Source organism: Halomonas sp. NYA30, from assembly GCF_976980765.1.
Genome location: NZ_OZ334477.1, coordinates 4,556,285 through 4,569,850, shown reverse-complemented (window position 1 = coordinate 4,569,850; position 13,566 = coordinate 4,556,285). Strand labels below are relative to the sequence as shown.

Annotated in this window: 11 protein-coding genes; 9 read left to right on the top strand and 2 right to left on the bottom strand. The window is 50.8% G+C overall.

The genetic code is table 11. The features are described from left to right. Positions 1-5 precede the first annotated feature (5 nt). Positions 6-1,199 carry a cation diffusion facilitator family transporter gene (locus ACWI0H_RS21195; RefSeq protein WP_485874479.1) on the bottom strand — a complete coding sequence of 398 codons (1,194 nt, stop codon included), beginning with the start codon at positions 1,197-1,199 and terminating at the stop codon, positions 6-8. Between the two features lie 216 nt (positions 1,200-1,415). Here ACWI0H_RS21195 and ACWI0H_RS21190 point away from each other — a divergent pair, with 216 nt between their 5' ends. The 9 genes from ACWI0H_RS21190 (at position 1,416) to ACWI0H_RS21150 (ending at position 12,509) form a co-directional block, all read left to right on the top strand. Then, positions 1,416-2,216 (top strand): undecaprenyl-diphosphate phosphatase, encoded by an 801-nt coding sequence (locus ACWI0H_RS21190; protein ID WP_485874478.1) that lies wholly within the window; start codon positions 1,416-1,418, stop codon positions 2,214-2,216. A gap of 83 nt (positions 2,217-2,299) precedes the next feature. Next, entirely contained in the window at positions 2,300-3,481 is a 1,182-nt protein-coding gene (locus ACWI0H_RS21185; protein ID WP_485874477.1) for an FAD:protein FMN transferase, read from the top strand. Between the two features lie 19 nt (positions 3,482-3,500). Further along, positions 3,501-4,871, top strand: a complete 1,371-nt coding sequence (gene glmU / locus ACWI0H_RS21180) for a bifunctional UDP-N-acetylglucosamine diphosphorylase/glucosamine-1-phosphate N-acetyltransferase GlmU (protein WP_485874476.1) — start codon at positions 3,501-3,503, stop codon at positions 4,869-4,871. Positions 4,872-5,013: 142 nt separating this feature from the next. Further along, positions 5,014-6,855, top strand: coding sequence for a glutamine--fructose-6-phosphate transaminase (isomerizing) (gene glmS, locus ACWI0H_RS21175; RefSeq protein WP_485874475.1), 1,842 nt, complete (start codon positions 5,014-5,016; stop codon positions 6,853-6,855). A 143-nt stretch (positions 6,856-6,998) separates the two neighbouring features. Next, entirely contained in the window at positions 6,999-7,829 is an 831-nt protein-coding gene (locus ACWI0H_RS21170) for a TnsA endonuclease C-terminal domain-containing protein (protein WP_309167857.1), read from the top strand. Next, positions 7,813-9,135 (top strand): hypothetical protein, encoded by a 1,323-nt coding sequence (locus ACWI0H_RS21165; RefSeq protein ID WP_485874474.1) that lies wholly within the window; start codon positions 7,813-7,815, stop codon positions 9,133-9,135. The genes ACWI0H_RS21170 and ACWI0H_RS21165 overlap by 17 nt, the downstream gene beginning before the upstream one ends. Next, on the top strand, positions 9,090-9,389 hold the full coding sequence (locus ACWI0H_RS21160; RefSeq protein WP_485874473.1) for a hypothetical protein: 300 nt from the start codon (positions 9,090-9,092) through the stop codon (positions 9,387-9,389). Before ACWI0H_RS21165 ends, ACWI0H_RS21160 begins: the two co-directional genes overlap by 46 nt. Position 9,390: 1 nt before the next feature. Beyond that, complete coding sequence (locus tag ACWI0H_RS21155) at positions 9,391-10,899, top strand: TnsD family Tn7-like transposition protein (protein WP_339934513.1); 1,509 nt, start codon at positions 9,391-9,393, stop codon at positions 10,897-10,899. Beyond that, on the top strand, positions 10,896-12,509 hold the full coding sequence (locus tag ACWI0H_RS21150) for a Tn7-like element transposition protein TnsE (RefSeq protein WP_309167853.1): 1,614 nt from the start codon (positions 10,896-10,898) through the stop codon (positions 12,507-12,509). The genes ACWI0H_RS21155 and ACWI0H_RS21150 overlap by 4 nt, the downstream gene beginning before the upstream one ends. 280 nt (positions 12,510-12,789) lie before the next feature. On the opposite strand, the gene ACWI0H_RS21145 is transcribed toward ACWI0H_RS21150, so the two are convergent. After that, complete coding sequence (locus ACWI0H_RS21145; protein ID WP_105188713.1) at positions 12,790-13,446, bottom strand: TetR/AcrR family transcriptional regulator; 657 nt, start codon at positions 13,444-13,446, stop codon at positions 12,790-12,792. Positions 13,447-13,566 lie beyond the last annotated feature (120 nt).

The window sequence follows — 13,566 nt, the reverse complement described above, 5'->3', positions numbered from 1 at the left end:
TAAACCTAGCGCATTGAGCTACTGGCCGCCCGGGTAATAAACAGCACTTCGACGTGTCCGAGCCACTCAATATCGCTGGCCAGTGCCTTTAACTGGCTAGCGAGGCACTGAGGCGGTTGATGGACCGCATCAGCAATAATCAGCGATACCGAGACCTTGTCGTCCAGGTAGTGCAACTGCAGCTCGTTCAGAGTGCGCCACACAGGGTGCTTATACCAGCGGGCATCCAGGGCCGCCTCTACTTCAGGGCGAAGTGGGAGCCCAGGCAAACGACTTGGGTCGCCCGCACCGGCGTCATCTTCGGGGTCAACGTGGAAGATCACATCGGTCAACGCGGGGAATTCATGGCGTAGGCGGCGGCTGACTTCGTTACCGATTTCATGCGCTTCTGACACAGTAATTTTGGGCCCCACCACCACGTGCAGATCAACCATCACCCAGCCCGCCGACTGGCGCGTACGCAGGTCATGAACGCTATCCACACCCGGTACGCTGCAGGCCACATCGTGCATCTGATCCTGTACATCCACCGGTAGCGCGGTATCTACCAACTCGCGGGCCGATTCCCACAGCAAGTCCAAGCCTACTTTTCCGACCAATAAGCCCACGATGATGGCAGCAACAGCATCCAACCAGCCCAAGCCAAATTGGGCGCCTACCAGGGCTACCAGCACCACGGCGGTGGAGAGTGCGTCACTGCGCGAGTGCCAAGCGTTGGCTTCAAGTAATTTCGACTTTACTCGCTTGGCGACGCGCATGGTGTAGCGAAAAATCCACTCCTTACTGAGCAGCGCAATCACCGTGATAACAATCGCCAGCAGGCCAGGGGCGTTGACGTCGGTGCCGCTAAACAGGCGGTCCAGGCTCGACCAGGCAATACCGCCCGCGACGAAGATCAGTACACTCCCCAGCAATAGGGTGGTCAGGGTTTCGATTCGGCCATGGCCGTAGTGGTGGTCTTTATCGGGCTCCTGGCGGCCATAATGAATCGCCGCGAGAACAAAGCCATCGGTGATTAAATCCGATAAAGAGTGAATGCCGTCGGCGATCAACGCCGCTGAGCCGACCATAAAACCAATCGTGACTTTAACGATACTCAATAGGGCATCCAACCACGCACCGATGTAGGTGACACGCTTGGCTTCTTGGCTAAGTCGCGCTTGGTCGTGAACCACTGGCGTTTCAACGGTCTGAGTCATGGGTACCTTGCAAGGACGCACGCTTTCAATAGACGCCTATTGTAGCGCACTCCTTATATCCTCTATAGCATCCACTGCCTTTGGAGGGTGAAACAGCGCTTTTAAGCGGCGGTAGCGGGCAATCTCAGTAAGGCAATGGCGGACAAAGAATGGACGGATGTGTATGCTTTAGCGCCATTGAAAACCATCAAATTATGACGACACACGGGATTATTTATGGATTGGCTCCAGGTGGTGGTGTTAGCGGTTGTTCAGGGAATTTCTGAATTTTTACCCGTTTCAAGCTCTGCCCACCTAATTTTGGTGCCTGTGCTGACAGAGTGGCAAGACCAAGGCTTAGCCTTTGATGTGGCGCTGCATTTGGGCAGCCTCTCCGCCGTAATACTCTATTTTCGCCAAGAAATTTGGCAGATGGTGACCAGCAGCCTAGCGGCTATACGCGGTAAAGGCGTTAATGATGATGCACGGCTCGCCTTTTGGGTGACATTAGCCACCATTCCCGTCGGTATTATTGGTTTAGTACTGCACGATGTTATTTCTCATTTTATGCGCTCTACGCTGATAATAGGCTTCAGTTTAATTGGTTTCGGGCTATTGTTGGGGTATGCCGATTGGCGTAAAGGGGGAACGCGCAGCGAATACCAACTGCGTTTGAAGGATGTGCTGATTATTGGCGGTGCCCAGGCGCTGGCGCTAATTCCGGGCACTTCACGCTCGGGCATCACCATTACAGCGGCGTTAATGGTGGGAATGAGCCGGGAAGGCGCTTCGCGTTTCTCGTTTTTGCTGTCGATTCCGGTGATTGTGTTGGCCGGTGGCTTGGAAGCCATAGGCCTTTTTAGCGCGCCGCAGTCGATTGATTGGTTAGCGATGCTAGTGGGTACGTTATTGTCCGGGGTCAGCGCGTACCTATGTATCCACTATTTCCTAGTCATCATCAAACAATTGGGAATGCAGCCGTTTGTTATTTATCGCGTATTGTTTGGCGCTTGGCTGCTGTGGTTCTTTTATTTTTAACAGTTTGTTTTCAATAATTTATTTTAAAATATTGATTTTAAGAACTTAATTTTTAAAAGTTTTATTTCCAGGGCAAGGCAGCTATGAACAGATCTGATAAGAAAAAGTCTGGCAAAACTGAGTTGGTAGAAAGGTCGGGTAGGTGGGGAAGGGCATTAGGAGTGTTAGGCGTATTGTTGGGTGCTCTGCTGGTATTGCCTGGCTGTTCCGAGAGTGATCGCCCGCTGGAACCCCCCGTCCGTTTTGACGGCAATATTTTTGGCACCTTTTATCAAGTTACCATTATGGATCCGCTCACTCAGGGCGAGTCTCTTGCACTGGAAGAGGGTTTCAAAGCAGAGCTTGAGAGCGTTGATCAGGCGATGTCCACCTACCGTGACGATTCCGAACTAATCGCCTTTAACGAGGCGCCTGTAGACGAGTGGCAACCACTCTCCAACGAACTGATTGAAGTATTGGCCATCAGCCAGTCGGTGGCTGAAGCTAGCCACGGTGCCTTTGATATTACGGTGGGTGACCTAGTTAATTTATGGAGCTTCGGCCCCGGGTCCCGGCCTGAAGAGGTACCTGCTGATGAGTTGCTGGCCGAGCAACTTGCCCGAGTGGGTTTTGATGCAGTAGAGCTTGATAGCCAAAATATGCAGGCAAGGCGTACTCGCGATGTGTTTATCGATCTTTCCGGTGTGGCCAAAGGCCATGCCACGGACCGAGTGGCCACATATTTGGATCAACAGGGTATTGAACACTACTTAGTCAATTTAGGTGGCGATCTGATCGCCCGTGGCGTAAGAGATGAAGACGAGCAGACGCCGTGGCGGATTGGCATTGAAGTCCCCGAAGATGGCCAGCAGCGTGCACAACATATTATTCCGCTGGAGAGCATGGCAGTCGCTACCTCAGGCGACTATCGCAACTATTTTGAAGTGGATGGCCAGCGCTTCTCGCACACTATCGATCCACGAACAGGTCGACCGGTAACTCACCAAGTGGCGTCGGCATCGGTTTTCCATCCTTCCAACGCTTGGGCGGATGCCTGGGCGACAGCATTGCTGGTGGTGGGCGAGCAGGAGGCCATGCAGATGGCCATCGAAAACGATCTCAAGGTGCTTCTGCTCGTGCGTGATGGAGAGCAGTGGCGCAGTGTCGCCTCACCCGAATTCGTTAATTATTTCGGTGAATTGTTGGTGGATGAACTGGGCATTGAGCAATTATCAGCCTCCCCCTTATCAGCCTCGAACCCACCAGCGGCCATGCCCGCCGAATAACCCGTAACAGGTGAATAACATGCATGAACTGGATATCGTCATTCTCGCCGCGGGTAAAGGCACGCGTATGCGTTCTCAAACCCCTAAAGTACTGCATACCTTGGCGGGTAAGCCAATGGTGCAGCATGTACTGGATACTGCCTCCGGGCTGCAGCCTGATCGTACCCATGTCGTCATCGGCCATGGTGCAGAACAGCTGCGCGAGGCGCTGGCCGACACTGCGGTGCAGTTTGCGGTGCAGGCCGAACAGAAAGGCACCGGTCACGCGGTGGCCCAAGCGCTTGAGCAGCTCGGTAGCGGCAAGGTGCTTATCCTCTATGGCGATGTTCCCCTGTTACAGCGTGATTCATTAAGGGAGCTGTTGGCCCAAGTGGATGAACAGCACATCGGGCTATTGACGGTGACGCTGGATGACCCCACCGGCTATGGTCGTATTGAGCGCAACGATGCAGGTGAGGCGGTGGCGATCGTTGAGCAAAAAGATGCCAACAGTGCCCAGCTTGAGATCACCGAATGCAATACCGGTATTATGGCCATGACCAGCGCTCAGTTAAAACGCTGGTTACCGCAGCTTTCCGCCGAGAATGCCCAGGGTGAGTACTACCTGACCGATGTGATCGCCATGGCCGCCGATGAAGGCATCAAGGTATGCACGGCCCAGCCAGCCACTGCGGTTGAAGTGGAAGGGGTCAATAATCGCGCACAAATGGCCCGCCTGGAACGTGCTTATCAGCAGCAGCTTGCCGATAAGCTGATGGCAGAGGGCGTGGCGCTTGCCGACCCCGCACGCTTGGATGTGCGCGGGCGTTTAACCTGCGGGCATGATGTCTTCATTGATGTGGGCTGCGTTTTTGAAGGCGACGTTGAGCTGGGTGAAGGCGTGCGTATTGGCCCTTACTGCGTGATTAAAAATAGCACCATTGGTGCCGAAAGCGTGGTAGACACCCATAGTGTGATAGAGGGCACCGTGGCAGCGGGCTTGAACCAGATCGGCCCCTTTGCGCGGTTACGCCCCGGGACACGGTTGGCGGTAAAAGCCAAGGTGGGCAATTTTGTTGAAACCAAAAATGCCGATGTCGGTGAGGGTAGTAAGATAAATCACCTAAGCTATGTAGGTGATGCACGCTTAGGCCGGGATGTGAACGTTGGTGCGGGCACGATTACCTGCAACTACGACGGTGCTAACAAACACCACACAGAGATTGGTGATAATGCCTTTATTGGCTCGAACACAGCCCTAGTCGCGCCTGTCTCGGTAGGCAAAGGCGCTACCGTAGGGGCAGGGTCGACAATTGCTAAAGACGTTACCGATTACGCCTTAGCCGTCACGCGTGGTCGCCAGCTAGAAAAAATCGACTGGCTGCGCCCCAGCAAGCGCACAGAGCCATAGTTCTTAAAGCCATAGTTCTTAAAATGGTGTTAAGGATCATTAAAAAGCCGTATTCATAATCAGTGGCCGTCGTTTTACCGTTCTGCGGATTGGTTGAGTAGTATTTGTAAAGTGCTCTGGTTAATGACCTAGGAGAGTGATTATGTGTGGCATTGTTGCCGCCGTTGCCCAGCGCAACGTCCAAGAAATTCTATTAGAAGGTCTAAAACGCCTGGAGTATCGAGGCTATGATTCGGCCGGTATGACGGTGTTTAGCGATGGCGTGCTGACCCGCCGCCGGGCGCTCGGAAAAGTGGCGGCGCTCGCTGCGCAATTGGAAGCTTCCGCGCTACCGGGTTTTTCGGGCATTGCACACACCCGCTGGGCAACCCACGGCAAACCCTCTGAAGCCAATGCCCACCCGCATCATAGCGGCTCCCATGTTGATGAAAACCAAGTGGCGGTGGTGCATAACGGGATTATTGAAAACTACGAGAATATAAAAGATAACTTACAGCGCAACGGCTACGCGTTTGACTCCGAAACCGATACCGAAGTGATTGCCCACTTACTCTCCGAAAAGCTGAACGATGGCCTCACCATTTTTGACGCGACGCAACAGATCGTTAACGGCTTAGGTGGCGCTTATGCTTTGGGCGTGATGAGCGCTAAAGAACCAGGTGTGGTGGTCGGCGCCCGCCAGGGAAGCCCGCTGGTAGTTGGCGTGGGCATTAATGAAGCCTTTTTAGCCTCTGACCCGCTGGCACTACTGCCAGTGACGGATCGCTTTATTTATCTTGAAGAGGGCGACCTGGTTGAGCTACGCGAGCAGGGCGTTATTCGCATTGTGGATCGTCATGGTAACCACGTTGAGCGTCCTATTCAGACCTTTGAGCACGGTGACGGTGCTGCCAGCAAAGGCGAATACCGTCATTACATGCTCAAGGAAATATTTGAGCAGCCGAAGGTGATCGAGGCAGCATTAGAAGGGCGGCTGAGTGCTCAAAGCGTGTTAGTGGAGAGCTTTGGCCCCGATGCTCTGGCGCTTTTCCAGCGTACCCGCCAAGTGCATATTATCGCCTGCGGCACCAGCTACCACGCCGGGCTGGTGGCGCGTTACTGGTTAGAGCGTTACGCCGGTGTACCGGTTCAAGTTGAAGTGGCCTCTGAGTACCGTTATCGCCATCCAGTCGTGCCCGAAGGTACGTTGTTCGTCAGCCTCTCCCAGTCGGGTGAAACTGCAGATACGCTGGCGGCGCTGCGTTTTGCGAAAACGCTGAACTATGTCGGGTCGTTGGCAATTTGCAACGTGCCTGGCAGTTCATTGGTGCGTGAGTCGGACATTACACTGATGACACGTGCAGGCCCTGAAATTGGTGTGGCTTCCACCAAAGCCTTTACGACTCAGCTTGTGGCGTTAATGCTACTCACGCTTTCCGTGAGCAAAGCAAAAGGGCAAGCCGAACACCCAGATATCATCGCCGCACTGCGCACGCTGCCCGAGGTGTGCCAACGGGTGCTGGCGCTAGACAGCCAGATCGAAGCGCTTTCCCAAGCATTTGCGGAAAAAAATCATGCACTCTTCTTGGGACGCGGCGCCCACTATCCGATTGCGCTGGAAGGGGCACTTAAGCTCAAAGAGATCTCCTATATTCATGCCGAAGCGTACCCCGCCGGGGAGTTAAAGCACGGCCCGCTGGCACTGGTGGACAGCGAAATGCCGGTGATTTCGGTCGCCCCCAATGACGACCTGCTGGAAAAGCTGAAATCCAACCTTCAGGAAGTCCGCGCCCGCGGCGGCCAGCTGTTCGTGTTTGCCGACGAAAGTGTGGGTATGGATGCCCAGGAAGATATTCGCGTTCTGACGCTTCCCCACGTGCATGAAGCGCTGGCGCCGCTACTCTATACCCTGCCGTTACAACTGCTGAGTTACCACGTAGCCGTGCTTAAAGGCACCGATGTTGACCAGCCGCGTAACCTAGCTAAAAGCGTGACAGTAGAGTAATTAATACGCTAAATCATATTTAGCTGTGGGATAGTAATAAACAATCATACTAAGTATTAAAGTATCATACTGAGTAATAGAGTTGCATACCAAGACCGTCAGAACTATGCTTATTTAATGAGCTGAGTCAGGCGGTTTTTTTTATGGCATCGTACAAGAAGGGATTTACCGAGGTTAAATTCGATAAGTGGATCAAAGAGGGTCGCGGTAGCGGCCAGCATGCAGACTACAGACCTTGGTTAACGGTTAGAGATTTTCCTTCTCTAGGCCGCGTTCATCGAGTCTTTGGCCATAAATCGAAACGAACCCATCATCTATTTTCTGATCTTGAACTTTGCGTTTTCTTGATGCTGGAATGGCACAGTGAAGTCACCCAGATCCGCGAGCAATTTCCACTGGAGCGGGATCTTACCCGTAGACTGGCAATAGATTCAGGGATAAAACACCCCAATATCGCCGGGTTAGACCAGTATATGTCGTCGGATTTTTTGGTCGACTCTACCGACGAAAAAGAGCCTAGATGGGTACTACAGGCTAAGTATGCATCAGCTCTCAACGATGTCAGAACTGTGGAAAAAGTGGAACTCGAACGCCGATATTGGCAAGAAAAAACCTTGCCTTGGTATTTGATAACAGATCAGGACGTGCCAGATGTAGTAACCAATAATATCAAGTGGCTCTATCCGGCTCAAAGAGAGGAAGAAAAAGATGCTGAGCTGGCGCTGCAGCAGATCGAATTCTATGCCCACCACTTCAAAAAAAGCCCTCACAAGACGGTACTTGTCATCTGTAAAGAGATGGACATCGCTTATGACCTGCAGCTCGGCGAATCGCTTTACGAAGTTAGGTGTTTGTTAGCCAAGCGCTATTTCTCCTTCGATATATTTATTCCGACCACAAAGCTCAAGGCGTGTGATTTAAAAGCCGGAGAGCTGGGTTTTATCCGGGAGACATATCTTGTTTCGAATCAATGAAGTTCTTAAGATCGGCGAACGTAGTTACCGCGTTCTACAGTTGCTAGGTGAATACCTAGTATGGATAGATATTAACGACGAGTCTGCGTTCCCTGAATTAGCTTCTATCGACGAATTGATAAAAGCCATTGAGCAGGAAAACCTTGAGCGTGTCGAGGACCCATATCGCGAATTAGCCTTTGAAACGCCTAATGAAGGAAGCACTGCCAGAACCAAACGCGACACTAACTATGCTCTGATCAAACCGCTGCTCATTTTACCCGACTTCTTTGTACCGAAAAGCCGTGGCGCTGTCATTAAAAGCATCCTCGCCGAACATGGCTCTACCAAGCAGACTTTGTATAGGTTAGCTCGTCGCTACTGGCAGCGCGGGCAGACGCCGAATTCCTTATTGCCTGACTACAAAAATTCTGGCGGCAAGGGTAAGAGGCGGATAGCCAATGACAAGAAACTTGGGCGTCCGCGTAAATATGAGCCTGGCATCGGAGCCAAAATTGATGAGTTTATAGAGCGCCTGTTTCGTATGGCCATTGATCGTTATTTGTTGAAGGACAAAGGACATTCATTCCCCTATGCCCATCGTCGCTTCGAGACTCTATATCTAAACTATTTCCCCGATACACCTCAAGAAGAATTGCCCAGCAACTGGCAGATGATGCATTTTTATAAGCGCGAGTATTCTCAACCGGACAAGCTCAGAAAGCGTGTGTCGAGCATAGAATATAACAAGGATATTAGACCTCTGTATGGCACGGCGAATACTCAGGTACTCGGGCCAGGATCCCGCTACGAGATAGACGCCACCATCGCCGATATTTACCTTGTATCTGATAGTGAGAGGGGAAATATAGTCGGCCGTCCCGTTGTCTACATGGTTATAGATGTGTTCAGCCGCATGATTGCCGGTTTCTATATAGGTTTTGAAAATGCTTCCTATGCTGCAGCTATGCAGGCTTTATTTATGGCTACTACCGATAAAACTTCGTACTGCAAAGAATTGGATTTTGACATCGAATTGGAGAACTGGCCAAGCATTGGTCTGCCAGACGCAATTCTGGCTGACAGAGGTGAGCTGTTGGGCTATCAGATCGAAAATCTAGAGAGTAATTTTTCAGTAAGAATAGAAAATACACCGCCCTATCGCGGTGATGCTAAGGGGATCGTCGAGCGTAGTTTCAAAACTATTCAGGCTTCTTTCGGTCCTTTCGTGCCCGGTTACGTATCTGGTACTAAGGTAAAAAAGCACTGCGGCTGCATACTATGTTGCAAGCCATGGGATGTACTTCCGAACTGTTACAGCCTCTGATCGTAAATGCTTTCAAAGAACACCCGAATCTTTCTCTGCCGGAGCTGAGTCGAATCATATTGGAGTGGTATTCTAAGCCGTCTGAACCAAAAAAGATCAAAGCTGAAAAGGTGAACCCTAGAGATTGGCATACGCTATCTTCTGAAGATTTGAGATTTAAGTTCTCTCAGGCAGACAAGGGACGGCTGTACGATGATCTGAAATACGATAAAGAGTTATTCGATGTGCCTAATTGGCTAAGGCATGTGGGCTGACATGCTGGGTTTCCCTCTGCCTTATCGCGACGAATTGCTATATAGCACTATTGCTAGGCACAGGGTTCACAGTGGTATTGTCTCGCCGAAGGGGCTGTTATTGGAGGTCTTCGGCGATACCAAGGTCTTAGCCACGTCTGATCTGCCATCGCATCTGGGGCGGATCGCAGAGCTTTACCCTGCAGCACTCGGTGTTACACCGCTCGATTTACTCTATCAAAATACCCTCTTCCCTTTATATGCGCCTTTCGTGGGGGAAACTCGGCGGATTGCTTTGATCCGGGAACTGACCGCAAACGACAAGAGTGCGGTTCACCTCGCTGTCGGGGTAGCGGCTTCGCGCATTAGGCAACCGATCTATCTTAGATATTGTCCTGCTTGCATGTGCGAGCAAGTGAGCAAGCACGGAGAATGTTATTGGCGGCGTGACTGGCAGGTGGCTGGTGCCGATAGTTGTCCTGCACACGGAAGCCTCATCAATTCAAAAACACGTCGTCACGATGCCCAACGGCATGAATTTATGGCGGCGGATCCGAATATTTGCCCTTTAATCGATCAACTACCGGGGAAATGGCAAAGCAATTTGCTTGCAGAAAGCATAGATGAACTGTTGAACCTAGGAACAGTAGTAGTACCCGAACTGCCCCAATGGAGCCTTTGGTATGCCAATTTGGCAGCCGAACACAGATTAACTCGCGGTATCCAAATGCGCCATAAGCTTATCCGCGAAAAGGTCGTCGGGTACTGGGGAGCAAGCTGGCTTTCTTTATACGGACTTATGCCAGATGATAGTGAAACTAATTGGCTTAAGAATATATTTCGGAAGCACCGCAAGGCTTTCAGCTACCTGGAGCACCTAGTAGTGCTTTACGCCTTTATGGAGCCAAAATGGAAACTAGTTGATGTCGTCGATAGGGTTGCTCGACTTAAATTGGATAAGAAAATCCCGACAAAGATTCTGGATGAAAAAGATAATCCTTTGCTAATTGAATATCGCAGTCGGTGGCTGGCCGTAGTCGAAAAGCAAGGTACTAAACAGGCTCGTCTCAATGGATTTGGGGGGGTATATGCTTGGCTGTATCGTCGCGATAGAAACTGGTTGTTCAAAACTAACCAGACTAATAGAAAGCTGGAGCCCAAACATAAAGCTAAGGTTGATTGGCAGAGACGTGACAAAGATATCGTTAGAAAGCTTATAGGCATTCTAGAACTAAGCGAACAGAAGCTCGATACACCTAGGCACTCAATGAACTGGTATTTGAACCAGTTGGAGTATAAGGCCCAGGTAGAAAAGCACTTAGATCTACTACCTTTGTGTAGTTTGTTTTTTGTTCGGTACTGTGAAAGTATATTTGAATATCAAATAAGAAGAATCACCCGCACCGTCATACACATAACACGGGATGACGAGCCACTGAAACGTTGGCAGGTGCTGAGGGGAGCTAGCTTGAGCGAGCAGCGGCTTACCAACCTGGCCCGTCGATTTCTTGAGGAGGTACTCGAAATTTGAACAGCAGCACCTACCTGAAAGGGTTCAAGGACGATACCTGGCTCAACGGAATTGGCGATTTTTTCTGTAGGGTGGACGGAGTCAGATGGGGGATCAATTTAAGCATCTACCCCAGCAAGGAGCATGGAAAGGATTCAACCTCTCTTTCCAATGCACCTATGCTGATACGCAAGAACATCATCAACCCAACCAAAGACTATTACCGTAAGAATTACGAGATAACATTTACAGTAACCTCGACCCACGAATGGCTAGTTGACGAGCTTGGTAACTGTCCGGCTCTTGAGAGGCGGCTGCATAAGGAAGCTAGGCAACATTGCTTCGTGTTCCACCATCCAGACGGTACCAGGATCTATCTTCCCCAGTTCGAACTGGCGAGAGCGCTCTTTTTTCACAATGGCTATCTGGCCCGTTCTTCGGTAATTCATGACGTATTGAACAATGAGTTTGCAGTTGAGTACGACAACGTGTGGGGAAAGGCCATCATCAACGTACTGGATACCTGCAATTGTCCGGCAGAGCTGTTTAACGATTATGGTTATCGCCGGGTGCTTGCCTGGTTGTTGATGGATGCTGATGCCTGGCGTTCATACGACAGTATTGGCAATTACCAGCTGCGTAATGGAGCTGATGACGGGCAATACAGAGTATGGACCTTTCAGTTCGAACCTCCAGTACTGGAAGGTGCCAGCCTGAAGTTGAAAGGTAATTTTGACCCAGAAAGCCAAACGTTCTTGGTTTACGAGGTTACCAGCATAAGAAATATTCCCGCCAACTTACCTGAGCATATCGAGTTTTACAGTCCCAAGTTTTTCACTCGGGTCGCTGGGAAAGGTGTAGTAGCCGGCTCTGCTCTTGAGCGGCCGCCTGGGTATAACGTGGATGACGCGGCGGAAGGAAGCCGGGAAAACAAGCCGGTCATGATTCGAGAAAACACGACTGAGCTTGCGTTCAATCGTGCGGTGGAGACGTCGAAGATCAGCAAAAAGAGAAAGTCCACGGTGAAAGGCCACGAGAACGATGGTGAGCAGGGTGAAGTTTCCAAAGATGTCAGTACCGAAGAGCAAGGACCATACGGAGGTCTGATAAGCGCCGAATGGAACAATCTTGATGACCAAACTGATGATGCTTACCTGTATCTGAACAAATTCGAGAGCTACTTAAAAATGCTCGGATTACTTAGGGATAAATATGGCTTTAAGGTCAACACCGATCCACTGAGAAAGTTGCCGAATATTGGTAAATGCAAAAAGCATATATTGGAAACTGATCAAAATCCGAGGTGTATGTCGGTCGCCCATGTTACAGCAGGCCTCACAGGGTACTATCTGCTGGAAGTCGATACTTCAGATGCAAGCAAGGCCTTATCGACTAAAGTGATTCTCGCCAAGGCTATCGGCGACATAGAGCCCCACTTGTTTGAGATGGAAAAGCAGTTGCTTAAGGCATCTCTATCCTGGCCGAAGCAGCATTTGGATAACTTGGTCGGTGCAGAGAATCACACTTGGATTCCACACCAAAAGTCTGACAAGCCCGGAGCAATTACCGCAGAGGACATTGATAAGTGGGCTGAAAGGGTGTTTGTGAGGCTGATTTCTACAGAACAATAATCACACAATGCATCTCAAGAGGCACATGCAAAGCCTGGCTTAGCGGCACAAATTGAAGGCTCTGAGTTTGCAAGTTGTGCGCTTGCAGCCGGACATCGTGATTAGGCTATACCGGGTTTATCACATGCTTGGTATTTACCCGCCGCCAGCAGGCTCCTGATATAAGGACCGGTGGCCCTACTCCCCGCATTTTCCCGTGAAGTTGCCAATTACCTTCTCGATCCTGTGGTGCTGTCAGAGCAATTAGTTTTTGCCATCAAGTGTTTATGTTGATTCTGGTTTATTTATCACCGCCTCCGTAGGCACGCATAAATAGGGTCACTACATTGGTTACCCAAGTCTCTATCTGCGCTGCCGAGGGTGGGCTGTCCGGGTAAGTCAGGTACTGTAACTGCAGCTCGCTGCGGACCAGGTTTACAAACATACAGGCGACGGCCTCCAGACTGGTGTCACCAAAATTTACTTCACCGGACTGGCTGGCACCGGCTAACAGATCGGCAACCAGCCTGGCACTAACCTGCGGCCCGGCACGGTAAAATGTATGTGCCAGAGCAGGAAAGCGGGCGCTTTCGGCAATGGCAACACGATATAGTGCCAGTCCGGACGGGGAGAGCACCACATCCAGATAGGTCCGAGCCAGTATGCCCAGGGTTTCTTTCAGTCGCCCCGGCTGAAAGCGGATATTATGCAGGGCTCTGGTAAAAGCAGCGCACTCGGATTTGATCACGGCGGTAAAGAGCGCTTCCTTGTTGGTGAAGTGCGCATATACCGTTGATTTTGAAACCCCGGCTTCGCGCTGGATCATGTCGGTGGTGGCAGCACTGAAGCCATGGGCCAGAAATACCTTTCGAGCAGCCTGCAAAACCTTGAGTGCTTTACCACTAAGCTCGGTTTCACCCGAAAGGGAAACATGTTCGGTTAGGTTGCGTTGTTGCATCTGAATCGGCCTCTTGGCAATGATGTATATTCTTGACACTGTATCGAACTGTACGGTACAGTGCAAATTGTATCGCTATCCTGGTGCATCCCATCGTTCTTGGTGGGCAATGTTACCCGG

Coding starts and splice junctions, on each gene's coding strand:
- ACWI0H_RS21145 (WP_105188713.1), bottom strand. CDS start 13,446: ATGCAACAACGCAACCTAACCGAACATGTTTCCCTTTCGGGTGAAACC.
- ACWI0H_RS21155 (WP_339934513.1), top strand. CDS start 9,391: ATGCTGGGTTTCCCTCTGCCTTATCGCGACGAATTGCTATATAGCACT.
- ACWI0H_RS21185 (WP_485874477.1), top strand. CDS start 2,300: ATGAACAGATCTGATAAGAAAAAGTCTGGCAAAACTGAGTTGGTAGAA.
- ACWI0H_RS21195 (WP_485874479.1), bottom strand. CDS start 1,199: ATGACTCAGACCGTTGAAACGCCAGTGGTTCACGACCAAGCGCGACTT.
- ACWI0H_RS21190 (WP_485874478.1), top strand. CDS start 1,416: ATGGATTGGCTCCAGGTGGTGGTGTTAGCGGTTGTTCAGGGAATTTCT.
- glmU (WP_485874476.1), top strand. CDS start 3,501: ATGCATGAACTGGATATCGTCATTCTCGCCGCGGGTAAAGGCACGCGT.
- ACWI0H_RS21170 (WP_309167857.1), top strand. CDS start 6,999: ATGGCATCGTACAAGAAGGGATTTACCGAGGTTAAATTCGATAAGTGG.
- ACWI0H_RS21160 (WP_485874473.1), top strand. CDS start 9,090: ATGTTGCAAGCCATGGGATGTACTTCCGAACTGTTACAGCCTCTGATC.
- glmS (WP_485874475.1), top strand. CDS start 5,014: ATGTGTGGCATTGTTGCCGCCGTTGCCCAGCGCAACGTCCAAGAAATT.